This window comes from Erwinia sp. LJJL01, from assembly GCF_047300805.2.
GTDB classification, from domain to species: Bacteria; Pseudomonadota; Gammaproteobacteria; order Enterobacterales; family Enterobacteriaceae; genus Erwinia; species Erwinia aphidicola.
The window spans coordinates 2,286,633-2,311,355 of sequence record NZ_CP178576.1; the positions used below are offsets into that span (position 1 = coordinate 2,286,633).

At 55.7% G+C, this 24,723-nt stretch carries 22 protein-coding genes and 1 pseudogene; 15 read left to right on the forward strand and 8 right to left on the reverse strand.

Going from position 1 to position 24,723, the window contains the following annotated elements:
* Window positions 1-19 precede the first annotated feature (19 nt).
* Window positions 20-466, forward strand: coding sequence for a DUF3828 domain-containing protein (locus ACLI4M_RS11425; RefSeq protein WP_048917552.1), 447 nt, complete (start codon window positions 20-22; stop codon window positions 464-466).
* Between the two features lie 5 nt (window positions 467-471).
* On the opposite strand, the gene ACLI4M_RS11430 is transcribed toward ACLI4M_RS11425, so the two are convergent.
* Window positions 472-1,407, reverse strand: coding sequence for a VirK/YbjX family protein (locus tag ACLI4M_RS11430; protein ID WP_048917551.1), 936 nt, complete (start codon window positions 1,405-1,407; stop codon window positions 472-474).
* A 212-nt stretch (window positions 1,408-1,619) separates the two neighbouring features.
* Between ACLI4M_RS11430 and gstA the strand changes: the two genes are divergently transcribed.
* The 3 genes from gstA (at window position 1,620) to ACLI4M_RS11445 (ending at window position 4,159) form a co-directional block, all read left to right on the forward strand.
* Window positions 1,620-2,225: a glutathione transferase GstA gene (gene gstA / locus ACLI4M_RS11435; protein ID WP_048917550.1), complete on the forward strand. Its 606-nt coding sequence runs from the start codon at window positions 1,620-1,622 to the stop codon at window positions 2,223-2,225.
* Between the two features lie 67 nt (window positions 2,226-2,292).
* Window positions 2,293-3,126 carry an AraC family transcriptional regulator gene (locus ACLI4M_RS11440; protein ID WP_048917549.1) on the forward strand — a complete coding sequence of 278 codons (834 nt, stop codon included), beginning with the start codon at window positions 2,293-2,295 and terminating at the stop codon, window positions 3,124-3,126.
* A 70-nt stretch (window positions 3,127-3,196) separates the two neighbouring features.
* Window positions 3,197-4,159, forward strand: coding sequence for a DMT family transporter (locus ACLI4M_RS11445; RefSeq protein WP_133624961.1), 963 nt, complete (start codon window positions 3,197-3,199; stop codon window positions 4,157-4,159).
* An 857-nt stretch (window positions 4,160-5,016) separates the two neighbouring features.
* Here ACLI4M_RS11445 and ACLI4M_RS11450 read toward each other — a convergent pair.
* Complete coding sequence (locus tag ACLI4M_RS11450; RefSeq protein ID WP_048917547.1) at window positions 5,017-5,412, reverse strand: transposase; 396 nt, start codon at window positions 5,410-5,412, stop codon at window positions 5,017-5,019.
* 558 nt (window positions 5,413-5,970) lie between these two features.
* Here ACLI4M_RS11450 and ACLI4M_RS11455 point away from each other — a divergent pair.
* Window positions 5,971-7,227, forward strand: coding sequence for a polysaccharide biosynthesis protein (locus ACLI4M_RS11455; protein WP_048917546.1), 1,257 nt, complete (start codon window positions 5,971-5,973; stop codon window positions 7,225-7,227).
* 8 nt (window positions 7,228-7,235) lie between these two features.
* Window positions 7,236-8,192 (forward strand): ATP-grasp fold amidoligase family protein, encoded by a 957-nt coding sequence (locus tag ACLI4M_RS11460; RefSeq protein ID WP_048917545.1) that lies wholly within the window; start codon window positions 7,236-7,238, stop codon window positions 8,190-8,192.
* Window positions 8,193-8,250: 58 nt separating this feature from the next.
* Here the strand turns inward: ACLI4M_RS11460 and ACLI4M_RS11465 are convergent, their stop codons facing one another.
* On the reverse strand, window positions 8,251-8,532 hold the full coding sequence (locus ACLI4M_RS11465; RefSeq protein ID WP_048917544.1) for a YjcB family protein: 282 nt from the start codon (window positions 8,530-8,532) through the stop codon (window positions 8,251-8,253).
* Window positions 8,533-8,973: 441 nt separating this feature from the next.
* Between ACLI4M_RS11465 and ACLI4M_RS11470 the strand changes: the two genes are divergently transcribed.
* The gene (locus tag ACLI4M_RS11470) at window positions 8,974-10,302 is read left to right on the forward strand and encodes a diguanylate cyclase domain-containing protein (RefSeq protein WP_282468443.1); all 1,329 of its coding nucleotides are present in this window, start codon (window positions 8,974-8,976) and stop codon (window positions 10,300-10,302) included.
* Between the two features lies 1 nt (window position 10,303).
* On the opposite strand, the gene soxS is transcribed toward ACLI4M_RS11470, so the two are convergent.
* A complete protein-coding gene (soxS, locus tag ACLI4M_RS11475; RefSeq protein WP_133624960.1) occupies window positions 10,304-10,696 on the reverse strand; it encodes a superoxide response transcriptional regulator SoxS in 393 nt (130 codons plus the stop codon).
* 92 nt (window positions 10,697-10,788) lie between these two features.
* On the opposite strand from soxS, the gene soxR reads away from it, so the two are divergent.
* From soxR to ACLI4M_RS11495, 4 genes are all read left to right on the forward strand, one after another.
* A complete protein-coding gene (gene soxR / locus ACLI4M_RS11480) occupies window positions 10,789-11,256 on the forward strand; it encodes a redox-sensitive transcriptional activator SoxR (RefSeq protein WP_048917542.1) in 468 nt (155 codons plus the stop codon).
* A gap of 42 nt (window positions 11,257-11,298) precedes the next feature.
* Window positions 11,299-11,961: a glutathione S-transferase family protein gene (locus ACLI4M_RS11485; RefSeq protein WP_048917541.1), complete on the forward strand. Its 663-nt coding sequence runs from the start codon at window positions 11,299-11,301 to the stop codon at window positions 11,959-11,961.
* 556 nt (window positions 11,962-12,517) lie between these two features.
* Window positions 12,518-13,867 carry an NCS2 family permease gene (locus ACLI4M_RS11490; protein ID WP_048917540.1) on the forward strand — a complete coding sequence of 450 codons (1,350 nt, stop codon included), beginning with the start codon at window positions 12,518-12,520 and terminating at the stop codon, window positions 13,865-13,867.
* A 178-nt stretch (window positions 13,868-14,045) separates the two neighbouring features.
* Complete coding sequence (locus tag ACLI4M_RS11495) at window positions 14,046-15,695, forward strand: Na+/H+ antiporter (protein WP_048917539.1); 1,650 nt, start codon at window positions 14,046-14,048, stop codon at window positions 15,693-15,695.
* Between the two features lie 79 nt (window positions 15,696-15,774).
* Here ACLI4M_RS11495 and ACLI4M_RS11500 read toward each other — a convergent pair whose 3' ends face one another.
* Window positions 15,775-16,677 (reverse strand): LysR family transcriptional regulator, encoded by a 903-nt coding sequence (locus ACLI4M_RS11500; RefSeq protein WP_133624959.1) that lies wholly within the window; start codon window positions 16,675-16,677, stop codon window positions 15,775-15,777.
* 108 nt (window positions 16,678-16,785) lie between these two features.
* Here ACLI4M_RS11500 and ACLI4M_RS11505 point away from each other — a divergent pair, with 108 nt between their 5' ends.
* The 3 genes from ACLI4M_RS11505 (at window position 16,786) to ACLI4M_RS11515 (ending at window position 18,591) form a co-directional block, all read left to right on the forward strand.
* Window positions 16,786-17,214: a CidA/LrgA family protein gene (locus tag ACLI4M_RS11505; RefSeq protein ID WP_062818492.1), complete on the forward strand. Its 429-nt coding sequence runs from the start codon at window positions 16,786-16,788 to the stop codon at window positions 17,212-17,214.
* Window positions 17,207-17,905 carry an LrgB family protein gene (locus ACLI4M_RS11510; RefSeq protein WP_048917537.1) on the forward strand — a complete coding sequence of 233 codons (699 nt, stop codon included), beginning with the start codon at window positions 17,207-17,209 and terminating at the stop codon, window positions 17,903-17,905. Before ACLI4M_RS11505 ends, ACLI4M_RS11510 begins: the two co-directional genes overlap by 8 nt.
* Before the next feature lie 140 nt (window positions 17,906-18,045).
* Window positions 18,046-18,591, forward strand: a complete 546-nt coding sequence (locus tag ACLI4M_RS11515) for a YfaZ family outer membrane protein (RefSeq protein WP_048917536.1) — start codon at window positions 18,046-18,048, stop codon at window positions 18,589-18,591.
* 86 nt (window positions 18,592-18,677) lie between these two features.
* Here the strand turns inward: ACLI4M_RS11515 and actP are convergent, their stop codons facing one another.
* The 3 genes from actP to acs all read right to left on the reverse strand — a co-directional run bounded on the left by actP (window position 18,678) and on the right by acs (window position 22,740).
* Window positions 18,678-20,336, reverse strand: a complete 1,659-nt coding sequence (actP, locus tag ACLI4M_RS11520; RefSeq protein ID WP_062818491.1) for a cation/acetate symporter ActP — start codon at window positions 20,334-20,336, stop codon at window positions 18,678-18,680.
* Window positions 20,333-20,644, reverse strand: a complete 312-nt coding sequence (locus ACLI4M_RS11525; protein ID WP_048917534.1) for a DUF485 domain-containing protein — start codon at window positions 20,642-20,644, stop codon at window positions 20,333-20,335. The genes actP and ACLI4M_RS11525 overlap by 4 nt, the downstream gene beginning before the upstream one ends.
* 140 nt (window positions 20,645-20,784) lie before the next feature.
* Window positions 20,785-22,740, reverse strand: a complete 1,956-nt coding sequence (acs, locus tag ACLI4M_RS11530; protein ID WP_099753703.1) for an acetate--CoA ligase — start codon at window positions 22,738-22,740, stop codon at window positions 20,785-20,787.
* A gap of 520 nt (window positions 22,741-23,260) precedes the next feature.
* Here acs and gltP point away from each other — a divergent pair.
* Window positions 23,261-24,566 (forward strand): annotated as a pseudogene (gltP, locus tag ACLI4M_RS11535) (glutamate/aspartate:proton symporter GltP).
* The last annotated feature ends 157 nt before the right edge of the window (window positions 24,567-24,723 follow it).

Sequence of the window (24,723 nt, forward strand, 5' to 3'; positions counted from 1 at the left end):
TTTATCCGGGATGGTTTGCATGAAAAAGTGGTTGCTGATGCTGGTTGTCACGCTGTTTGCCTGTGGGGCGGTGGCGGCGGAGCATAACGTCGATCCACAGGGGACCAGCCTGGCCTTTTACAGCTGGTATCTGACGGCATTGAGTAAAGAAGAGAGCCCGATCGATGAACACGATCCGCTGTTAAATGAATATGTCACCCAGCGGCTGCTGCAAAAAATTAACCTGCTGATCAAAAGCCCTGATGGCATGGACGATGACTATTTTCTGCAGGATCAGGACTACAGCGATGGCTGGGTCAATAACGTCAGCGTCAGCCGTTTTACCTACAACGGCAACCGCGCCGCCGGGGATGTGATCCTCGGCCGCGATCCCAGCGACCAGCAGCATCTGCTGGTAACGCTGGTGCATGAACGCGACGGCTGGAAGATCGACGAAGTGCAGCAGGAATCCACCCCCGCGCAGTAATCCCCTCAGGCGAAGCGGCTAAACTGCTGGTGCAGATCGTCCAGCAGCTGATAGCGGCGGCGATACTCCGCGCGTTTCTTACTGGGGATCTCTTCCATGGCTTTGTGTGCCAGTTCCGCTGGCAGTTGCCATAGCTGGCGCGACAGGCGGCTGGCATCAAGCGACTGCCAGAACTCATCATAGCTGGCGACAAACGCCTCTTTCTTTTTAAAGCGATAGCGCAGGCTGCGCCAGGTGTGGCTGCAGTCGCTGACCCCCTGCAGGGTGCTGATACCGAGCTCACGCGCCAGCAAAAATGCCACTTCCAGCAGTAATCGTTTCGGAAACAGACCGTAGCAGGCTTTGGTCGCGAGGCGGATTGCCTCGTGGGGCGTATCGCGATGGGCACCCTGCACGCAACCAATGACCAGCACCGGCTGGCCGCGCTGTTCGGTAATGGCGAACGTCAGCACTGCCAGCGTAACCTCCCCACTACTGAGCAGCATCACCACTTCACCCTCGCGCTCGCAGCGGCCATTACAGGCAACTGTGACGCGAAAAGGTTGGTCATCCTTGCCATAAAAACTCACCAGCTCGGTGGAGTGCGGCGACAGCAGCGCCTGGCGCAGAACGCCAGCGGTTAACTGTTGCATAAAACGGTAATGTTGGCCGATGGTCCGGGCACGCTGGGTGGCGCTCAGCCCCAGATGCAGGTACGGGCGGTGAACTTTTCCCGGCAGCATCGGCTGAAGCACAAGTGCTTCGCGCATTGCCGGGATATCCGCCAGCTGCCTCATATGCAGGGCGGTGCTGTGCGGAAAGGCCAGCGAGCGCAGCAGGAACTTTGCCCGATAAGCGGAGGATTGCCATGTGGCGTTCGGCGTGATGCGTCCGCTGACCAGGGCAGTAAACAGTGAGAGCGCGCTCTCGGGACTGCTGAAAAACAGTGCTTCTGATGACATGACAATAAGCCGTTGTAGGAAAGTGTCCCGATTAAAGCAGGACAAAGCTTAATGGTGCCTCAATGCCCGGTGACTGTTTCGTGACGTTATCATTCGGTTGAATCGGCGTTTACTCTTCTCTGGTAACCCCTGTGCGGTGGCATAAACGGCTAAAGTCGGCGTAGACTGAATCGCGTATGGTGATGCCCATCTATTAACAAGGAGTTAGCTTGATGAAACTGTTCTATACCCCGGGTGCCTGTTCGTTATCTCCCCACATTGCTCTGGAAGAAGTGGGTGCGACCTTCACGCTGGAACGCGTTGATCTGAAAACTAAAAAAACCGAAAGCGGCGCAGATTTCACCACCATCAACAGCAAAGGCTATATTCCTGCCTTACTGCTGGATGATGGCAGCCTGCTGACCGAAGGTACCGTGATTGCGCAGTACGTGGCTGACCTCAAGCCGGAGTCGGGTCTTGCGCCCTTAGCCGGCACCGCCGAACGCTACAGGCTGATGGAGTGGCTGAGCTTTATCAGCACCGAGCTGCACAAGCCGATGGGGTCGCTATTCAACCCCGCGCAGTCGGCGGACTGGAAACAGGCGGCGACCGGCAATCTGAACAAACGTCTCGACTGGCTCTCCGGCGCGCTGGCGGGTAAAAACTGGCTGATGGGCGATAAATTTACCGTGGCCGATGCCTATCTGTTTACCGTTCTCGGCTGGAGCAAAGTGGTGGGCTTTAGCCTGGATAACTGGCCGGATCTGCAGGCGTTTGCGGGCCGCGTTGCGGCTCGTCCGGCGGTTCAGCGCGCGATGAAGGCGGAAGGTCTGATTTAACCCGGCTGGAAAGCGTGAGGCAAACACCGTAAGCTGACGCCCTGTTCATTTTTTGATGGGGTCGGCAGTGGAAGGGGTACCAGAGCAGTTTTGCTACGAGCAGGATCGCGCCAGCTTCCGGCATCTTTCCGGGCAGCCAGGCGTCGAGCTGTATCGTGCGCATATCACGCGTTACGCCTTCGAGCCTCATACGCATGAAGCGTTCGGCATCGGCACCATCGATCGCGGTGCCGAACGCTTTCGCTATCGCGGGGCGCAGCATGTCGCCCCGGTCGATTCACTGGTGCTGATGAACCCGGACGAGCTGCACACCGGCGAATCCGCCACCGAAGGCGGCTGGCAGTACCGTATGATCTACCTTGAGCCACAACGTCTGGCTGCCCTGACCGGGGAAGCAGAATGGTGGTTTGAACAGGCGGTGTGCCACGATCCACAGCGCGCCCGTCTGCTGTCGCAGCTGCTGGAAAATCTGTGGCATCACGATGATCCGCTGGCCGTGGATGGCCTGTTGCTCAACCTCTGCGAGCTACTGCGCCCGCACGCCCGCATCGCCCGCCCCTTAGCGGCAGGACCACGCCATCGCTTTGACGTGGTGCGTGATTATCTGCGCGCGAACCTCTGCGAACGCATCTCCCTGAATGAGCTGGCCGCGCTGGTCTCGCTCAGCCCGTATCACTTTCAGCGGCAGTTTAAGGCACAGTACCACGTCACCCCGCATCAGATGCTGATGGCATTTCGCCTTTACCGCGCCAGCCAGCTGTTGGCCGCCGGCCTGCCTGCGGCGGACGTGGCAGCGTCGGTCGGGCTGACCGACCAGGCGCACCTGACGCGCTCCTTCGCCATCCGCTACGGCATTACCCCTTCGCGCTATCAGAAGCAGGTGCGTGCTCAGCTGCGCTGATCGCAATTTGCTACAATCTCTGCCCGCTCTCTTTCCCCATACTGGCGTTTTCTTTTGGCCGGAGCGGACTATGCTTGCTGGAATTTTCTTTGCCCTGATTGCAGGGCTGATGTGGGGGCTGATCTTCGTTGGCCCGCTGATGGTGCCGGATTATCCCGGCACGCTGCAGTCGATGGGGCGTTACCTGGCGTTTGGACTGATTGCGCTGCTGCTGGCCTGGCAGGATCGCCATCGTCTGAAGAAACTGTCGCGCCGCGACTGGCAGGAGGCTTTTCGCCTGACGCTGGTCGGCAACCTTCTCTATTACGCCTGCCTGGCGACGGCGATCCAGCGCACCGGCGCGCCAATCTCTACCATGATTATCGGCACGCTGCCGGTGGTTATCTCGGTGAGTGCCAATCTGTTTTACGGCGCTGAAGAAGGGCGCTTGCGCTGGGCGAAACTCTGCCCCGCGCTGCTGCTGATTGCTGCCGGGCTGGTGTGCGTCAACGTGGCCGAGTTGCGTACAGTGGGGCAGCAGTTTGATCTTTGGCGCTACCTGAGCGGCATGGCGCTGGCGTTTGCCGCCGTCGTTTGCTGGACATGGTATCCACTGCGCAATGCCCGCTGGCTGCGCCGGCATCCCATCCGCCCGGCGACCTGGGCAACTGCGCAGGGGGTGGTCACGCTGCCGCTGGCCGCTGTGGGTTATCTGCTGGTGATGGCGCTGCTTCATGTGACCAGGCCGGAGTTCGCCTTGCCCTTTGGCCCGCGTCCCGGCGTATTTATTGCGCTGATGCTGGCGATTGCGCTGCTCTGCTCGTGGCTGGGCACGCTGTGCTGGAATGAAGCCAGCCAGCGCTTGCCGACTGTGCTGGTGGGGCCACTTATCGTGTTCGAAATCCTCGCTGGACTCACTTATACCTTTTTATTACGTCAGTCGTGGCCGCCGTTACTCACCCTGTGCGGCGTGGCTTGCCTGATGGTCGGCGTGATTAGCGCAATGCGTATCAAGCCTGAGCCGGTAGTAAAGTCGTTGAAGATAACTGAGTAATGCAGGCTGCTGGCGAGGAAATCCTGACGATTTCTGTCGCGCAGCGGCCCGCTCTGGCTCGCGCTCACCGCGGGCCATATAATCGCATTTGTGTGGTTTAGATCACACTTTTTTGGCCATGTCGTTCGCGCTTTTTTTCATCTCTTGCCACCGCTGCTTGGCACAATCCAGGATTGTTCCGCTATAAGAATAATCGCTATTCTTATTGCACCTTTTTTTGGACAGTGAATCCCTCCTACTGAATGTTAAATTCTCCATTTTTGAGACGCATTTATCTTGCGGATACCACTATTTAATCGAAAAAATGAGTCAAAAATTGATAAGTCGCCCGAGGTTTTCCCCATGGGAAGAGGAGGGATTGATAAGATAAAACATCATTTAACAGTAGTGAAGGCGTGGGTTAAGCCTGTAATGTTTAACTCTGATAATGTAAAAGCGCACTTGTAGCATGATGCTACTCACATTCTGATGCCCTTAAAGGCGCGTGGCAGCACATTTCGTTAAACATAAGCTCAGAGACGGATCGCCCACGATGAATTAGTTTAATGAACCAGTGATTAAGCGAGAATGATTATCGTGGCAGGGGCATTACCGGCGGGTATTGGCGGAATTATTAGAAGTTGTTAAGTCACTTTCGGCGCGTTTATCTTTGCCTGCAAAGATAAACGCGCATTGAAAGCCTTGATGCTACTGAGTTTTTAGCTGGTGACTGAGTAAGTTACGGCCAAACTACTGGGCGGGATTACGAATAACTCATTAGTAAAAATCCGCGCCAAAAAAACGTCCGGTACTTTTCAATAAGTGTTGAGAATATTTTAATTTGGACCTGTTAATACATAATAAACAGCTTAAAACGATTACTGATTTTCGAGATTATACGGGTAATGGTATACGCTACGGCTGATATCCAGCAGGCGACAGCTGCGGCGCGTGCCGATGTCATAAGTATCCTGCAAAAAATTAACGGCCTGGCGCTTGTCATTGGTGGTAAAGAAATTCTTCAATACGCTTTGCAGCATCTCTTTGTCCGATGACAGGGTTTGCAGTTCCCGCTCCATAGTGTGCACCTTTTCCTCCAACTCTTTGATTTTTCGCCCTTCTTCTGAGGAAAGGCCAGCATATTTCTTTTTCCAACTGTAGAAAGTTGCTTCAGAAATCCCCAGTTCATCACAAATCTCTTTCACCTTAATGCCGCTCTCAGAAGCTTTAATGGCACTGGTGATTTGCTCTTCGGTATATCGTGACTTTCTCATAATGCTATTACCTTTCTTAACAATATTTGGATGAGAATAACTGCATTAATCAATGGATCTGTTTTGTGCAGATATTGGCGCAGTGTTTAAAAGTACGCGATTGGAATGGCAGGCTTTAAGTTAAGGGATTATGAAGAAATAACATCATGGGATTTCTCCTATTTTATTTCAAAAGGGTTTTGTTAGCTTTCGATATTGGTTTTTTTGATATAAATTCGTCTCATGCCAGTACAAGACCAGGCAGTAATTAGGAAAACTCCAGCGGGCAGGGAAAAAAAACTGTGCTAACTTTGCTCCCGACTTAAGAATTTTTGTGAAAACGGTCACAGTATGAATAAGACCAGAGTTAACTACACTCGCAGCAGTTGAGAATGTGGCACGGTTAAAAAAACCGTCTCAAAAATAAATGGCATGATTTAATAAAAGGCACGCCGATGCCTGATTAGCAGATTAATTTTCGCTTTGTCGCCAGGTATCACTGTGCGTTATTGAATCAGTTGTGGACAAGGATGTGTTGGTTAGTGGCTTTAGGGTGTTGGAAACACAAAGGATGCTTCGATGAAATACAGTGTGATGTCTAATGCTGCCTGGATGATGTCTGAAAAGATTGTCTCGGTTTTTGGTGTAATTTTTGTCACCTCCTATGTGGCCAAATCTTTCGGTCCAGCCATATTTGGCCAAATAGCATTTTCTGCATCACTTTTTTCAATTGTTCAGACTATTGCCATTTTTGGTACTGAAACCATTCTTTTCAAAAGCATCAGCAAAAGTGCATCGAAAGGAATGCGGTTGATGGCCGTGGCGAAATCACTGCGCCTGACATTATTACTGGTGCTGTCGTTACCGGTATTGCTGTATGTCTGGTTGACCATGCGTGAAAATTTTATTGTTTTTGCCGTGGCTTCATTTATTTCGGCCATGTTCGTTACTCAGGATATTTTTAGCGTATACAACAATGCGCGCCTTGAATCGCGAATGAACACGGTGGCCAATGCCACGGGGATGATACTCAGTTTCGCCATCAGCTTTGGCGTTGCCTGGTTCAAACTCAGCCCGTTGCTGCTGTCACTGTCGATTGTTGCGGTTACGCTGGTACCGTATCTGATCAAGCGCAGCCGCTTTTATCAGACCAACAGCATCAGCCCACCGCCGCGGCGCAAGCGCAGGAATTATTTACGTTATTTACTGCATGCGGGTTTGCCACTGGCGATTTCCAGCGTGTTTATCTCTATCCAGGTAAAGACGGCACAGTTCTTTCTGGTTGGGGTTGGCTCAGCGCATGAGCTGGGGTTGTTCACCGCAGCAAACACCATTTCTGCTTCATGGATTTTTATTCCGGTCGCAATCATTACATCGTGCTTTTCTGAGATTTTCCGGGAACGCGGTGATGTGGCAGTAAAACTGGCTTCACGACTGTACGGATATGTAATGGCAGTTTCATTTTTGATGCTCTCCCTTGTCACGCTGTTTGGTGACAGGATCATCAACAGCCTTTATGGGCAAGACTACACACAATCGGGAAACCTCATTACGTTGTTGTCGTTAGCAACCTGCTTTTCGGCAATGGGAACAGTAGCGTATCGCTACATGGTTAAAGAGGGCGGTTTCAACTACTTACTGGTGAAAGTCATTTTACTGGTGGTGATTGGTCTGGCAACGTCTTACTTCTTTATCCACTCCTGGGGATTAACAGGCGCAGCCTGGAGCGTGTTTGTTACTGAGCTTTTATCCCTGACGATAATGAATTATTTCTTTAAGAATGGCGTCATTCTTAAAATACAGCTTTCCTCACTCAACTACAAAACCTACAGATGAGGTAAATCATGTTGAAGCTCAAAGCAGAATTGAGAAAAGGTTTTGTTTACCTGCTCAAAAAGATGCCTTGGTCTTACCAGGATAAAGTTTATTACTTTCAGAAATTCAGAAGTATACCTAACATCCGGGAACCTAAGTTATTCAATGAGAAAGTTCTGTATCGTAAATATGTGACCGGCGATCATGTACGCTATGCCAATCTTTCAGATAAATTGCTGGTAAGAGATTATATTGCCCGCGTTATTGGCGAAGAGTATCTGATTCCGTTGATTCATGAGACTGACGATCCGATTTCACTGCTCAGCCTGGGCAGTCTGAAAAATACCGTGATCAAGCCGAACCATGGCTCAGGGATGGTCGAAATCGTGCTGGAAGAGCCCGACTGCATTCAGAAGCAGCTGCTGATTAAACGATGTGATGAGTGGCTGCATCAGGACTTCTCGCACCATGCGCGTGAGATCCACTATCGCTATATCAAGCCGCGCATTCTGGTTGAGCAATACGTCGGGGATGGCAAGTTTGCCGCCGTTGACTACAAGTTCCATATGTTCAACAAGAAAGACGGCAACTTTGAGTATGTGCTGCAGGTGATCTACAACCGCGCAGGCTGTTCGGCGCTGTCGATGAACTTCTACGTTAACAACCTGAAGAACTGCTTCTATAAAATCCGCGATACCGGTTTTGATATCAGCGGCGATATGGAGACGCTGGAACGTGCGCTAACCCTCAGCAAACAGCTGGCGGCAGATTTTGACTATGTGCGCGTGGACTGGTACATCCATGAAGGGCATATCTACTTTGGCGAACTGACGTTTACCCCAGGCGCGGGGTTGGTGACCGGTCTGGATAACGGACTGAATCAGCTGATGGGAGATATGTGGCTGCAGGACCGTAAATCAGAAGCGTTGCCGGGAAGCAAAGAGCCCGAAGATGTGCCGTTACCGGCGGTGCTAAAAAAGATTTAAAGAGTGGCAAATAATACCCTGTACGGCGAGCCGGGTCAGCTCGCCATGCAGGTGTCGCTTACGGCATTGGCCAGTCAGCGGGTGTACGGCTCATCACTTCGACAAACACATCTTTGGTGATATGCCAGAAGTTGTGCAGATTTTCCATACTCAGCGTAATACCCAGCAGCCCGGTGACAAACCAGCATGACATACCGATACCGATACCAGTAAACATGAAAGCCATCGCATTGCGACTGGCTTTTCGGCACTGCACGTTAAAGGTGCTGGCAATAAACATCATCACTGCACTCAGCAGTTCCCATCTCATGAGTAGTACGCTGGTGGTAATCGTAGCCATCTTATCTAAACTCCACGGTGATCGGTCCTGACAAACGGATGCATCATCACCATGAGCGGACGGGAGCTGCCAGGTAGGCTCCGTTTCGCCTTGACGCGCAGGTCATTAAAGTGTGACGGCGGTCACATTATATCACTCGATTTTAAAAGTTGAACAATATTTATACTTGGTATGGTCGTTTTTTTAGTATCAAAAGTGACCGTAACCTCTGGCGAAAAACGTTAGTTAGCTCTCAGTGATTTGACTTACCGCTAAGTCAAACTTGATGGTTTAAGATGAATCTCACGCTGTTTAAAGTTGTGCAGCCTGGCGATGACCTGTAGGATTTTTATTAATGCTGCTCCTAATCTTAATTTCCAGAAATCTATTCTGGAGGGTTTCCGCTTGCCGAAATCCAAGCAAAAATAATTAATCAGGGGCAGAAGATAATAAGGAGCCTGCGTGTCATTTAATGGTAACTCCTGGCTATCCAGCCTTTTACACCAGCGAAATAAAACCGTGGCCGCGCGCGAACTGCCGACCATGCGCGAGTCTTTTCAGCGCATTCACCTGATCATTATCGTGGTATCGCTGCTGTTCAGCGGTGCATCGCTGTCGGCGCTGTCGATGTTCGCACTGCGCAGCTACGCCGAGAATAATATTCAGCTGGTCGCAACCAGCGTCAGCTACAGCGCGCAAATGGCGGTAGCGCAGAATGATGCAGCAGCGGCAAAGGAGATCCTGCGCGAGATCGGTAACCAGGCAGAATTTGCCTCCGGGCGCATTTATAACGCGAACCTGCAGCTGCTCGCCAGCTGGCAGCAGCCGGGCAAGGCAGAGCACAGCGGGCTGAGCGCTGCCGTGTCGCGCTGGCTGTTTCCGCAACCGGTAAGCGCGCCGGTGATGCTGCATCGGCAGGAAATTGGCCGGGTGTGGATCAGCGGCGATGCGACTCGCGTGCTGCACTATCTGTGGCAGGCACTGCTGTGGCTAAGCGGCAGCCTGTTTGTCACCGCGCTGGTGGCGTGTGCGCTGTCGAACCGCATGCATGCGGGGATCCTCCTGGGCCTGCAAAATATCGCCTCCGTTGCCCACGATGTGCGCCGCCGACGGGCATTTTCCCTGCGCGTGCCGTCATCGTCGATTGCAGAGCTGAACAAGCTAAGCGGCGACTTTAACAGCCTGCTCGACGAGCTGGATAACTGGCAGCGCCATCTGAAGCGTGAAAATGACACGCTGGCCCACCAGGCGCTGCACGATTCCCTGACCGGCCTGCCCAACCGCAAGGCGTTTGAGCAGCAGCTGGCGACGCTGATGCAGGATGCGCTGGCGCGCAAGCAGGTTGGCGTGCTGTTTATTGACGGCGACCGCTTCAAGCAGGTCAACGATCGTTTCGGCCACGCGGCGGGGGACTACGTGCTGACCGTCACCGCGCAGCGGCTGCGCGCCAGTTTACCCGCGTATAATTTGGTGGCGCGTCTCGGCGGCGATGAGTTTGCCGTGCTGCTGCCAACGGTAGAGCGCGAGGAGCAGGTGGCTCAGGTGGCGCGCAACATCCTTGATGCGATGGCGCTGCCGATCCCTCTGCCGGAAGGTACGCGGGTAAGGCAGGCGCTAAGCATCGGCGTGGCGCTGGCTAAAAATCACCGTTCGGCCGAGTCGCTGCTGGCGCAGGCCGATGCGGCGATGTATCACATCAAGGAGATGGGCGGTGGCTGGTACCTGTCGCCCTCGTACTGGGGGCAGGAGGCGCAGGGGCTGCCACCGTCAATCGCAGTGGCGTCGCGCTGATTCAGTTGCGCAGCCCGCTGCTTGAGTAGTCGCTGCAGTCGACGTTCCAGCTGCTGCGCTGTAAAGACTGGCGGCGCATAGCGTGGCGATAAGCGGTTGGCGTCTGTGAGAACTGGCGGCGGAACACGCGTGAGAAGGTCTGCTGCGAGTCATAGCCATACTGCATAGCGATATCAAACACCGGGCGCTGGGTCTGACGCAGGGCTTCTGCGGCCAGCGTCAGGCGGCGTTCGCGAATATAGTTGCCCAGCGTCTGCCTGGTGACGGTGCGGAACATACGCTGCAGGTGCCATTTCGAATATCCCGATTTTGCCGCCACTTCATCTATCGACAACGTCTTATCCAGGTTGTTATCAATCCAGTGGGTCAGGGTGTTGATGATGTCGTCATGCATTCCTTTTTCTCCCAGGTCTTGTGCGTCAAACGGTCGCGGTCTCAATGGTTGCTGAGTATAATTCCTCAAGTTAACTTGAGGTAAAGGGCCAAATGAAAAAAAGTCTCAACAATCCCAACAAGCGAGAACTGACCCCCGGCGACGTGGCGCAGCGCTGCGGCGTGGCGGTCTCCACGCTGCACTTCTATGAAAGCAAAGGATTAATTAGCAGCTATCGTAACCCCGGCAACCAGCGGCGTTACACGCGCGACGTGCTGCGGCGCGTGGCGGTGATCAAGATTGCCCAGCGCATCGGTATTCCGCTGGCGACCATCAGCGACAGTCTGATGCAGTACCCGCCGGGCAAACGCATGTCGCCAAAAGAGTGGGCGGTGCTGTCGCAGCAGTGGCGTGTAGAGCTGGATCGCCGCATCGAGACGCTGACCCATCTCAGAGACGACCTCGACGGCTGCATCGGCTGTGGCTGCCTGTCGATGGAGGACTGCCCGCTGCGCAACCCGGGCGACAGGCTGAGCGAGCAGGGCACCGGCGCGATCCTGCTGGATGTGAAAGGGCCATAAACTCCTATACTTAGAGTTTGTTCACCGCTTGAAGGAGTGGCTATGATCACCGTGCATCATCTGAATAATTCGCGCTCGCAGCGTGTGCTGTGGCTGCTGGAAGAGCTGGAAGTGCCCTACCAGATCAAGCGTTACCAGCGCGAAGCCAGCATGCTGGCCCCCGCCGAGCTGAAAAAAGTGCATCCGCTGGGGAAATCCCCGGTTATCACCGACGGAAATCGCGTGGTGGCCGAGTCCGGCGCGATCCTCGAATACCTGGAAGCCCACTATGACGCAGAAAATCGGCTGAAACTTTTCGATGAGGAGGAGGTGATCCAGTCGCGCTACTGGCTACACTACGCGGAAGGCTCACTGATGCCGCTGCTGGTGATGAAGCTGATCTTCAGCCGCATGGGGCAGGCTCCGGTGCCGTGGCTGCTGCGCCCGATCGGCAGTGCCTTTGGCAAAGGGGTACAGAAAGGCTATCTCAATCCACAGATCGCGACTCACCGCCAGTTTATTGAGCAGCACCTGACCAGCCATCAGTGGTTTGCCGGCAGCCGCTTCAGCATTGCCGATGTGCAAATGAGTTTTCCGCTACAGGCGCTGACCGCACGCGGAGGCGCCGCCGACAGCCCGGCGATTCAGGCATGGCTGCAAAAAGTGCAGGCGCGTGCCGCCTGGCAGCGCGCTCTGCAGCAGGGTGGCGAAATTAACCTCTCCTGAATCTTTTTCTCCCCCTGACGCATAAAGGTTTCACCCAGCCTGCATCGTGCCATAGCCATAAGAAAGCGCTATTACGATGCAGGCACGCTCCCCCGCTACTATTATCCCCGTCATACTTCAAGCTGCAGATGCGTTGGCCGCATTACTCGACCCATCCGTGGGTCTCGCCCTTTCAGGGCTGCTGTGAACAGCGTTCAAATCTGCTCCATGCAGATTTGTCGCTCACCCGAATCACTTACGGAAGTCAAGCTCATCGGGATTTACTCGTTTGCCGCCTTCCTGCAGCCAGAATTATTTAGGGGATATTTTGCTGAGATCCGCTTAACAGGTGTTGAAAATGCACCAATAAACACCGGATAATCGTTTGCTCACAAATAAGCACTGCAATTACGCGGTTTTTTGCGTGGAATAGAAAACGTTTGCCTTTATCCGGTCAGCGCCTCGCCCTGAGGTTTTTTGTACCGCGTATATTGTGCCAGGGATGCAAATGTTGGACGCCGCTGGGTAACAGCGGTACTGCGCAGCGATAACTCATAAGAAAGCTCAGGGGATTACTATGTCGACTCCTTCTCAACCGGCCAGCGGCTCTTTAGACGCCTGGTTCAAAATCTCTGCGCGCGGCAGTAGCGTGCGCCAGGAAGTCTTAGCCGGACTCACCACCTTCCTTGCGATGGTTTACTCGGTGATCGTGGTGCCTTCAATGCTGGGCAAAGCCGGTTTCCCACCGACCGCCGTGTTCGTCGCGACCTGCCTGGTGGCCGGTTTCGGCTCGCTGCTGATGGGCCTGTGGGCCAACCTGCCGATGGCGATTGGCTGTGCTATCTCACTGACGGCATTTACCGCCTTCAGCCTGGTGCTGGGCCAGCATATCAGCGTTCCGGTGGCACTCGGTGCGGTATTCCTGATGGGGGTGCTGTTTACGCTGATTTCCGCCACCGGTATCCGCGCGTGGATTTTGCGTAACCTGCCGATGGGCGTGGCGCACGGCACCGGCGTGGGTATTGGCCTGTTCCTGCTGCTGATTGCGGCGGATGGCGTTGGCCTGGTGGTGAAAAACCCGGGCCCAGGCCTGCCGGTTACGCTGGGTCACTTCCCCTCCTTCCCGGTGGTGATGACGCTGCTTGGTCTGGCGGTGATTTTCGGCCTGGAAAAACTGCGGGTGCCGGGCGGCATCCTGCTGACGATTATTGCTATCTCGGTGATTGGTCTGATCTTCGACCCGGCGGTGAGCTATCAGGGGCTGTTCGCGATGCCAAGCCTGAGCGATGCGCAGGGTAACTCGCTGCTGTTCAGCCTTGATATTCTTGGCGCGCTGAAACCGGCGGTGCTGCCAAGCGTGCTGGCGCTGGTGATGACGGCGGTGTTTGACGCCACCGGTACCATCCGCGCGGTGGCTGGCCAGGCAAATCTGCTGGACAAAGATAACCAGATTATTAACGGCGGCAAGGCACTGACCACCGACTCACTGAGCAGCATCTTCTCCGGTCTGGTCGGCGCCGCACCTGCGGCCGTGTATATCGAATCGGCAGCGGGCACGGCGGCGGGCGGTAAAACCGGTCTGACGGCGATTGTGGTTGGCGTGCTGTTCCTGATGATCCTGTTCCTGTCGCCGCTGGCCTATCTGGTCCCTGGCTATGCCACGGCGCCTGCGCTGATGTACGTTGGCCTGCTGATGCTGAGCAACGTGTCGAAAATTGATTTCAGCGACTTCGTGGATGCGATGTCCGGCCTGCTGGCTGCGGTATTTATCGTGCTGACCTGTAATATCGTCACCGGCATCATGCTCGGTTTCGGCGCCCTGGTCATCGGCCGTATCTTTGCCGGCGAGTGGCGCAAGCTGAATGCGGGCACGGTGATCATTGCCGTGGCCCTGGTCGCTTTCTATGCCGGCGGTTGGGCGATTTAATCCTGTTTCGGGGCCGAATTCGTCGGCCCCACCTTCAGATGTCACTGAATTTCTCCTCTATACGCACATCCTGTTTCTAAACATTTTCTTAATTTGTTTTACTATCATTCAGGACATGATCATCATCATGTTCGTGGTTGTTTTTTACCCACCGGAAGACGTATAAAGAAAGGAAAGCATGGAAATCTTCTTCACCATCCTCATTTTGACGCTGGTTGTTTCGCTGTCCGGCGTTGCTGCACGCATCATTCCGTTTCAAATTCCCCTGCCGCTGGTGCAGATCGCCATGGGCGCGCTGCTGGCGTGGCCGACCTTTGGTCTGCATGTCGACTTTGACCCGGAGCTGTTTTTAGTCCTGTTTATCCCGCCGCTGCTGTTTGCCGATGGCTGGAAAACCCCAACCAGTGAGTTTCTGCACCACGGGCGCGAGATCCTCGGCCTGGCGCTGGTGCTGGTACTGATTACCGTGGTCGGTATCGGCTATCTGATTTACTGGCTGGTGCCGGGCATTCCGCTGCTGGCCGCCTTTGCGCTGGCGGCGGTGCTGTCACCCACCGATGCCGTGGCGCTCTCCGGTATCGTCGGCGAGGGGCGCATCCCGAAAAAGATCATGGCGATTTTGCAGGGCGAGGCGCTGATGAACGATGCGTCTGGCCTGGTGTCGCTGAAATTTGCCGTTGCGGTGGCGATGGGCACCATGGTGTTTACCGTTTCCGGCGCCTCGATAGAGTTCCTGAAAGTGGCGATCGGCGGCCTGCTGGCGGGTATTGCCATCTGCTGGCTGTACGGTAAATCGCTGCGCCTGTTCAGCCGCTGGAGCGGGGATGATCCGGCCACCCAGACCGTGCTGCTGCTGCTGCTGCCGTTTGCTTCTTATCTGATTGCCGAACATATCGGCGTCTCCGGTATCCTTGCGGCGGTAGCAGCCGGGATGACCATTTCGCGCTCCGGCATTATCCGCCAGGCACCGCTGGCGATGCGCCTGCGCGCCAACAGCGTCTGGCAGATGCTGGAGTTTGTCTTTAACGGCATGGTGTTCCTGATGCTGGGCCTGCAGCTGCCGGGCATACTTGAAATCTCGGTGCACCAGGCGGATGCGGATCCCAACGTTGAGCTGTGGGCGCTGTTTGCTTCCGTGGTGATGATCTATGTCGCGCTGATGATTGTACGTTTTGGCTGGCTGTGGACCATGCGCCTCATCAGCCGCACCGCGCTGAAAAAGCGTCCGATGGAGTTCTCCAGCTACTCGACGCGTGAACTGCTGATTGCCTCCTTTGCCGGGGTGCGCGGGGCGATTACTCTGGCCGGTGTGCTCTCTATTCCACTGCTGCTGACCAACGGCGATGATTTCCCGGCGCGCTATGAGCTGGTGTTCCTCGCCACCGGGGTGATCCTGTTCTCACTGCTGGTCGGCGTCGTGGTGCTGCCGCTGCTGCTGCGCGGGGTGGAAGGGATTGATAAAACCGTTCACCGCCGCGAAGTACAGATGGCGCGCGCGGTGATGGCCGGCACGGCGATCGAGAGCCTGTACAAGATGGAAGAGCGCCTGGCGGCGGATACGGAAGAGAATATCGACCCGGAGCTGCTGAAAGAGATCAGTTCGCGCGTGGTGGGTAACCTGCGCCGCCGCGTGGACGGTAAGGAAGATCTGGAGCGCGCACTGTATGCCGAGAACCTCGAACGCCGCTTCCGCCTTAGCGGCCTGCGTGCCGAGCGCGGCGAGCTGTATCATCTGCGCGCCACGCAGCAGATCAGCAACGAAACCATGCAGAAACTGCTGCACGACCTCGACCTGCTGGAAACGCTGCTGATTGAGAAAGAGGAATGAAGGGATTGCGGGTCGGGCATGCCCGACCCCTACGCGATTTCGCAGGGGCGAGGCATGCCTCGCCCTGGTTTTGCCGGGGTTACAACGATAACCGCGGCGCTTCTCCCGGCCAGAACTCGCGGCAGCAGGTGATCCACGCCTGGGCGCTGCGCGACAGATAGCTGCCTTCCCGCCAGATCAAGCCCAGTTTCCACACCAGCTCCGACTTCAGCGGCAGCCACAGCAGCTGGCTTTTATCCAGCCGCTGACAGATTGGCTCCGGCAGGATCGCCACCCCCATTCCCGCCTGCACCATTGCCGCCAGAAAATCCCACTGCCCGCTGCGTACCGCAATCTGTGGGGTAAAGCCGCTGGCCTGGAAGGCGCGCATCAGCTGGCGATTGAGCGAGAACTCTTCGTTATAAATCAGGATCGGCAGCCCGGCCAGCTCGCTGATCGGCAGATGACTGCGGCGCAGCCACTGCTCGGTGCGCGGCACCAGTACGCACAGCGGGTGGCTCATCAGCGCCAGCGAGTTTAGCGGCAAATCGTCGGCTACCGGCAGCGCGGTCATGGCGATATCAAGGCTGCCAGACAGCACCGCCTGCTGCACCGTCAGGCCGCCAAATTCGGAAATTTTCAGCTTCACCCCAGGATAGCGCTGGCGAAAGGCCGAAATGGAACCGGCAATCTGCATCCCGACCATGGGCGGAATGCCGAGGCGCAGCTCGCCGGTTTTCAGCTCGTTAATATCGCTGATCTCCGCTTCCAGCTGCTTAAACTCCTGCAGGATGGTCAGCCCGCGCTGATACACCGCCTGGCCGGTATCGGTCAGATGCAGTTTGCGGCCCTCGCGGATCAGCAGCGTACAGCCCAGCTCGTCTTCCAGCTGGCGCAGCATCTTACTGATCGTCGGCTGAGTGACGTACAGCTGCTCGGCTGCGCGGGTAAAGCTCTGCTGGCGAACCACTTCCACAAAGTAGCGCAGGGCGCGAACGTCCATAATCATTCCTGTCTGGCATAGTTTGAATAATATTAAGTCATTTTTTTCACCCTTTGTTACCGCTTTATAATGTTTGCAGTAAAAACAATTGGCGATGGGGTAAACATCATGGCGCTGGCAATAAGCCCGCAGAGAACGGGCTGGCTGCACAGGTTACAGGTTCCGCTACAGGTGATGCTGTACATTGGGCTATTTGTTTTTTCAGAACAGCTAGTTATCTGGTTCCATTTGCCGCTTCCGGCCAATATCGTCGGCATGTTACTGCTGCTGACACTGATTATCTGCCGCGTGATGCCGCTCGGCTGGGTGAAGGCCGGAGCCAGCTGGCTGCTGGCGGAAATGCTGCTGTTTTTTGTTCCTGCGGTGGTGGCGGTGGTTAACTACGCCGAGCTGCTGCGTCTTGAGGGCTGGCGCATTCTGCTGGTGATTGGCCTCAGCACGCTGCTGGTGCTGGCGGCGACCTCGCTGGTGGTCGAGCGGGTTTATCGTTTCGAAATCTGGCTGGCGCAGCGCAAACAGGAGAAACGCGATGCGTGATTTGCTGCTGAGTATTGCCTGCCTGCTGGCCACGCTGCTGGTTTACTTCCTCAACAAACGCCTGTACCGCCGCTGGCACCGACTGCTGATGATGCCGCTGGTGATGACGCCAATGGTGCTGGTGGCGCTGCTGCTGGTGACGCATATCTCCTGGCAGGATTACATTGGCGAGAGCCGCTGGCTGCTGTGGCTGCTCGGCCCGGCCACCCTGGCGTTTGCCGTGCCGGTGTATGAGAACCTGGCGATTATCCGCCGCCACTGGCTGTCGCTCAGCGCCGGGGTGATCACCGCCACTACCGTCGCGGTGTGCAGCTCGGTGTGGCTGGCGCGCCTGCTGACGCTGCCGGAGGAGATCCAGCGCAGCCTGGCAGTGCGCTCCATCACTACACCGTTTGCGCTGGCGGCGGCGAAACAGCTCGGCGGGCAGCCGGATCTGGTGGCGCTGTTCGTGGTGATCACCGGGGTATTTGGTATGGCGGTCGGTGACCTGCTGTTTCTGCGCCTGGCGATCAAGCAGGGGCTGGCAAAAGGTGCCGGGTTTGGCGCGGCATCGCACGGGGCGGGTACGGCACGCGCCTATGAGATCGGCCAGCAGGAGGGGGTGGTTTCCAGCCTGGTGATGATGCTGTCAGGCGTGGTGACCGTGGTGATTGCCCCGGCGATTGGCCATGTTATGTGGGCGGTTGCCTGAAACATTCACTTGCGCGATGTTTTGTAATGTTACTCAAATTCATCTCAATTGGTTTCTTTCTCATATAAATCCGTATTGGGTTGGTTTACTCTGCACAGCCGCCGCATTTCGGCGTGAGTAAAATTAATCAGGAGAAAAAAATGAAAAGAGTGGCAATGACAACGGGCGCACTGGCGCTGCTGGCGCTGGCAGGCTCTGCTCAGGCTATCGAAGGTGGCGTGAATGTGGGCAAAAATTACACTGACGTACACGTAGGCCTGGGAACTAACTCACCTGGTTTTGCCCTTTCCGGTGACTGGTTGCGCAGCGATCACGACGGTAACGTTGAAAGCCTGGGTCTGGGCTACAACGTCGCGGTCGGTGATGTGTTCCTGTCACCTACCGTGAAAGCCATGTCCACCAACCCGAAAGACACCAAAGATGGCTACGGTATTGCTATCGGTGGCGGCGTGAAGGTTCCGGTTACCAATATGTTCAACGTGTACGGTGAATATTTCTGGTCGCCGGATTCGTTCTCCAGCCATATCGACAACTACCAGGAAGCGTCAGCGGGCGTGAGCTTCCAGCCGATTTCGCTGGTTGATGTCAGCGTGGGTTATAAATACATGACGATGAACGGTAAAGATGGCCGTAAAGACAACGTGGTGGCCGATGGCCCATACGTTGGCGCCGCAGTGCATTTCTAATCACGTCACCGTCTCGTAGGGGCGAGGCATGCCTCGCCCTGGGTCGGGCATGCCCGACCCCTACGGGGCCCTTTTCAATGCCGCAGTTAATGTCCTTTCCCACCCTCAATGCCAATACCGGTCTGCGAACGCACAAACTGTGCGCGGAAGCGCAGGCGCTCCTGCGCGCCGGATGCCGAGTGATCGGTGATGGAGAACAGCCACGTCCCGATAAACGCCACCAGCATTGAGAACAGCGCCGGATACTCATACGGGAAGATCGCTTTGGCGTGCCCCAGCACCTGCACCCACACCGTCGGGCCGAGGATCATCAGCAGTACCGCCGTCAGCAGCCCCAGCCAGCCGCCAATCATCGCGCCGCGCGTGGTCAGCTTCGACCAGTACATCGACAGCAGGATAATCGGGAAGTTACAGCTGGCCGCGATGGAGAACGCCAGGCCGACCATAAAGGCGATGTTCTGCTTCTCAAACATTATCCCCAGCAGAATCGCCACCACGCCCAGGATCACCACGGTAATCTTCGAGACGCGCAGCTCCTCTTTCTCACTCGCCTGTCCCTGACGGAACACGCTGGCGTAGAGATCGTGCGAAACGGCCGAAGCGCCAGCCAGCGTCAGCCCGGCGACCACCGCCAGGATAGTGGCAAACGCCACGGCGGAGATAAAGCCAAGGAACAGGCTGCCGCCTACCGCATCGGCCAGATGCACCGCCGCCATGTTATTACCGCCAATCAGCGCGCCGGTGGCATCTTTAAACGCCGGGTTAGCCCCGACCAGCAGGATGGCGCCGAAGCCGATAATAAAGGTCAGGAAGTAGAAGTAGCCCATAAAGCCGGTGGCGTAGAACACGCTTTTACGCGCCTCGCGCGCGTCGCTGACGGTGAAGAAGCGCATCAGGATATGCGGCAGGCCGGCGGTACCAAACATCAACCCGAGGCCGAGCGACAGCGCGGATATCGGGTCATGTACCAGCCCGCCGGGGCTCATAATCGCAATGCCTTTCGGGTGCACCTTCATTGCTTCGGTAAACAGTGTGTTAAAGCTGAAGCCAACGGTCTTCATCACCATAATTGCCATAAAGCTGGCGCCGAACAGCAGCAGCACGGCTTTAATAATCTGCACCCAGGTGGTGGCGAGCATGCCGCCAAACAGCACATACATCACCATCAGAATACCGACCAGCACCACGGCAACGTGATAGTCGAGGCCGAAAAGCAGCTGGATAAGTTTGCCCGCGCCGACCATCTGCGCAATCAAGTACAGCGCCACCACCACCAGCGAGCCGCAGGCCGACAGTACGCGGATCGGCTTCTGCTTCAGGCGGTAAGAGGCGACGTCGGCAAAGGTATAGCGCCCGAGGTTGCGCAGGCGTTCGGCAATCAGGAACAGGATAATTGGCCAGCCGACGAGGAAGCCGAGCGAGTAGATCAGCCCGTCATAGCCGGAGGTGTAAACCAGCGCGGAGATACCGAGGAAAGAGGCCGCCGACATAAAGTCCCCGGCCATCGCCAGCCCGTTCTGGAAGCCGGTGATATTGCCGCCTGCGGTATAATAATCGCTGCGTGAACGGGTGCGTTTGGACGCCCAGTAAGTGATGCCAAGCGTAAAGGCGACGAATATCAGAAACATGATAATCGCTTCGACGTTGGTCGGCTGGCGCTCAACCGCCCCGCTGATAGCATCGGCCGCCAGCACGCCGCCCGGCAGTAACACCGCCAGAGCAGGTAACAGATATCGTGATTTCATCCCTTCACCTCTTTCAGCAGTTCACGGGTCAGGCGATCGAATTCACCATTCGCGCGCCAGACATACACACCGGTCAACAGGAAGGAGATGACAATTAAGCCAACGCCTATGGGAATGCCGCGCGTCACATTGGTGCCTTGGTGCAGCGGCGTACCCAGCCACGCGGGCGCGAAGGCAATCAGTAAAATAAAGCCGACGTAAAGCACCAGCATAATTATCGACAGCAGGGTGGCAAAGCTCTGGCGTTTTCTCACCAGCTCTTTAAAGCGTGCGCTTTTTTCTATTCTTTCATATAAGACATCGTTCATTGCAGCATCTCCAGAGGTAGAGAGGGTGAGTATTTTTTTATAACTTCACGGTGCTGAAAATTAAGACGTAATACGGCAGGGCTGCTCTGTGGCAGTTAGGATTGAGAGAATAATGGGGGCGCTGAGAGGCCCCCACGGAGTTATGGCATTTTAATGGACTGCTTCTCTTCGAGTAATTTTTCCACCACGCCTGGATCGGCGAGAGTCGAGGTATCGCCGAGGTTGCTGGTATCACCGGCGGCAATTTTGCGCAAAATGCGGCGCATAATTTTCCCCGAGCGGGTTTTAGGCAGTGAGTCGGTCCAGTGCAGCACGTCCGGCGTGGCAATCGGGCCGATCTCTTTACGTACCCAGTTACGCACTTCGCTATACAGCTCCGGCGACGGCTCTTCGCCGCTATTCAGCGTGATATAGGCATAGATCGCCTGGCCCTTCAGCCCGTGTGGAATACCGACCACGGCGGCCTCGGCGATTTTCGGATGGGAGACCAGCGCAGATTCAATCTCCGCGGTGCCCAGGCGGTGGCCGGAGACATTCAGTACGTCATCCACGCGCCCGGTGATCCAGTAATAGCCATCTTCATCACGGCGCGCGCCGTCGCCGCTGAAGTACATATTTTTAAAGGTGGAGAAGTAGGTCTGCTCAAAGCGCTCGTGATCGCCAAACAGCGTGCGCGCCTGACCCGGCCAGGAGTCGACAATCGCCAGGTTGCCTTCGGTCGCGCCCTCCAGCACGTTGCCTTCGTTATCCACCAGCGCGGGCTGGACGCCGAAGAACGGATGGGTCGCCGAGCCGGGTTTCAGCGCGGTGGCACCCGGCAGCGGGGTGATCATAAAGCCGCCGGTTTCGGTTTGCCACCAGGTGTCAGAGATAGGACAGTTGCCGTTACCTATTTTCTTGTGGAACCACTCCCAGGCTTCCGGGTTGATTGGCTCACCGACGGAGCCGAGAATGCGCAGGCTGGAGCGGTCGGTGCCCTCAATGGCTCTGTCGCCCTCTGCCATGAGCGCACGCACGGCGGTCGGCGCAGTGTAGAGAATGGTGACCTTATGCTTGTCCACCACTTCGGCCATCCGGCTCGGTTTCGGCCAGTTTGGCACCCCTTCAAACATCAGGGTGGTAGCACCACACGCCAGCGGGCCGTACAGCAGGTAGCTGTGACCGGTGACCCAGCCAACATCGGCGGTACACCAGTAGACATCTTCCGGATGGTAATCAAACACGTATTTAAAGGTGGTGGCTGCGTACACCAGGTAGCCGCCGGTGGTGTGCAGCACGCCTTTCGGCTTGCCGGTGGAACCCGAGGTGTAGAGGATAAACAGCGGGTCCTCGGCGTTCATCTCTTCCGGCTGGTGGTGGGCGCTGGCTTTGTTCATCAGCTCGTGCCACCAGAGATCGCGATCGCCGTTCCAGCCGACATCTTTGCCGGTGCGTTTAAACACCACCACTTTACCTACGCTGGTGACAGCGGGGTTAGCCAGCGCGTCGTCGACGTTTTTCTTCAGCGGGATGCTGCGCCCGGCGCGCACGCCCTCATCGGCGGTGATCACCAGGCGGGCGTTACTGTCGATAATCCGGCCAGAGACGGCTTCCGGCGAGAAGCCACCGAAGATCACCGAGTGCACCGCGCCAATGCGCGCGCAGGCCAGCATCGCCACGGCCGCTTCCGGCACCATGGGCATATAGATCGCCACGACATCGCCCTTATTGATGCCGAGCTCTTTCAGGGTGTTGGCAAAGCGGCACACGTCGCGGTGCAGCTCACGGTAGCTAATGGTTTTGCTTTCGCTGGCGTCATCACCTTCCCAGATGATGGCCGGATGGTCGCCGCGCGTTTGCAGATGGCGATCAAGGCAGTTAGCGGCAAGGTTTAGCGTGCCGTCCTCATACCAGCGAATGGAAATATTGCCGGGGGCGAAAGAGGTGTTCTTCACCGTGCGGTAGGGTTTGATCCAGTCAAGTATCTTGCCTTGCTCACCCCAGAATGCGTCTGGGTCCTGTACCGACTGCTGATACATCGACTGGTACTGCTGGGCATTAATCAGGGTGTTTTCCGCGATGTTCGCGGGCACCGGGTATACGTGTGATTGGCTCATGGCTGGTCTCCTTGAAGATGTTAATAATATGTCAATCAATGGTTAAGTGAAGATGCGCGTTTGGCTTTGTTTTCTTTTTGCGCGGCAGATCACGTCATAACGGAATGTAATGAAATGGCAATATCACTTTGCTCAAAAGAGAAGAGGCGATGCTAACAATCTTAGAAAAATGCCCGCTAAGGTGCGCAAAAAAAGCGCAACCAGACCATTTCGTTGTTACGGGTAATTGTTCAATTTTTGCATGGCTATGCTATTTGCCATAAGAATATTACCTTTTATAACAAAGGTTTATTTTAAGTGGCTACAGGCAGTGCTTTATCCTGTCTACTGAGCATTAAATAGACACATCTCGCGTAGGGTTGCATTCTTACCGCTGAAAATGGTACTGATTACGCGCCTGCAAAACAGGAATCAACCATCCATTACCTGCGAATTGCCCGATCCCGGTCATCCTCCTTCGAGTGTTATTCACTCCGCATGCAGTACGCGGAAAGCAGGTTTTGTTAAGGAAAAATACAATATGAAAGCTGTAAAATTCAGCCTCGCCTGGCAAATTCTGGTGGCGTTGGTACTGGGGATCACCGTCGGGGCGATACTGCATAACCAGCCGGAAAACCGTGAATGGTTAGTCACTAACGTACTCACGCCGGCTGGGGATATCTTTATCCACCTGATTAAAATGATCGTGGTGCCTATCGTCATTTCCACGCTGATTGTCGGCATTGCCGGCGTCGGGGATGCGAAAAAACTGGGGCGTATTGGCGTTAAAACCATCGTCTACTTTGAAGTGATTACCACCATTGCCATTGTGACAGGTATTACTCTGGCGAACGTGTTCCAACCCGGCTCCGGCATTGATATGTCGACGCTGGCAACGGTGGACATCTCTAAATATGAAGCGACCACGCAGCAGGTGCAGAGCGGCCCGCATAGCCTGGTGACCACTATCCTGTCGCTGATCCCGCAGAATATCTTCGCGGCGATTGCCAGGGGTGACATGCTGCCGATTATCTTCTTCTCGGTGCTGTTTGGCCTTGGACTCTCTTCACTGCCGTTCTGAACACCGCGATCCGCTGGTGAAAGTGTTCCGCTCAACGTCAGAAGCGATGTTCAAAGTGACCCATATGATTATGCGTTATGCCCCTGTTGGGGTGTTTGCGCTGATCTCGGTGACGGTAGCAAACTTCGGTTTTGCCTCGCTGTGGCCGCTGGCGAAGCTGGTGATACTGGTGTATGCCGCTATCTTCTTCTTCGCGCTGGTGGTGCTGGGTGGGGTGGCGCGCTTCTGCGGTCTGCGCATCACCACGCTGATACGTATCCTCAAGGATGAGCTCATCCTCTCTTACTCCACGGCCAGCTCTGAAACCGTGCTGCCGCGCATCATGGAGAAGATGGAAGCCTACGGCGCGCCGAAGTCGATCACCAGCTTTGTGGTGCCGACCGGCTACTCGTTTAACCTGGACGGTTCGACGCTGTACCAAAGTATCGCCGCCATCTTTATCGCGCAGCTATACGGCATTGACCTGTCGCTGGGCGATGAGATCGTACTGGTGCTGACGCTGATGGTGACGTCAAAAGGGATTGCTGGCGTGCCGGGCGTCTCCTTCGTGGTGCTGCTGGCCACTCTTGGCAGCGTCGGAATTCCGCTGGAAGGCCTGGCATTTATCGCCGGCGTTGACCGTATCCTCGATATGGCACGTACCGCGCTGAACGTGGTGGGCAACGCGCTGGCGGTGCTGGTGATTGCCAAGTGGGAAGATCAGTTTGATGCGAAGCAGGCGCTCGCCTATGAAGCACAGCTGAAAGCCCAGCCTACGGGCCAGTAAAAATCGCGGGCGGGTGATGCGTCACCTGCCCGTTTTGCCTCCACTCTCCAGTTTAGCCCTGGATCCTACCTCACAAATCTCGCAAAAATTCCCGTAAGTTTGATTTAAGTGCCCTGGCGTTCAGTGCCGATCTGTGAAGCGGGCGTCTCATACCGCA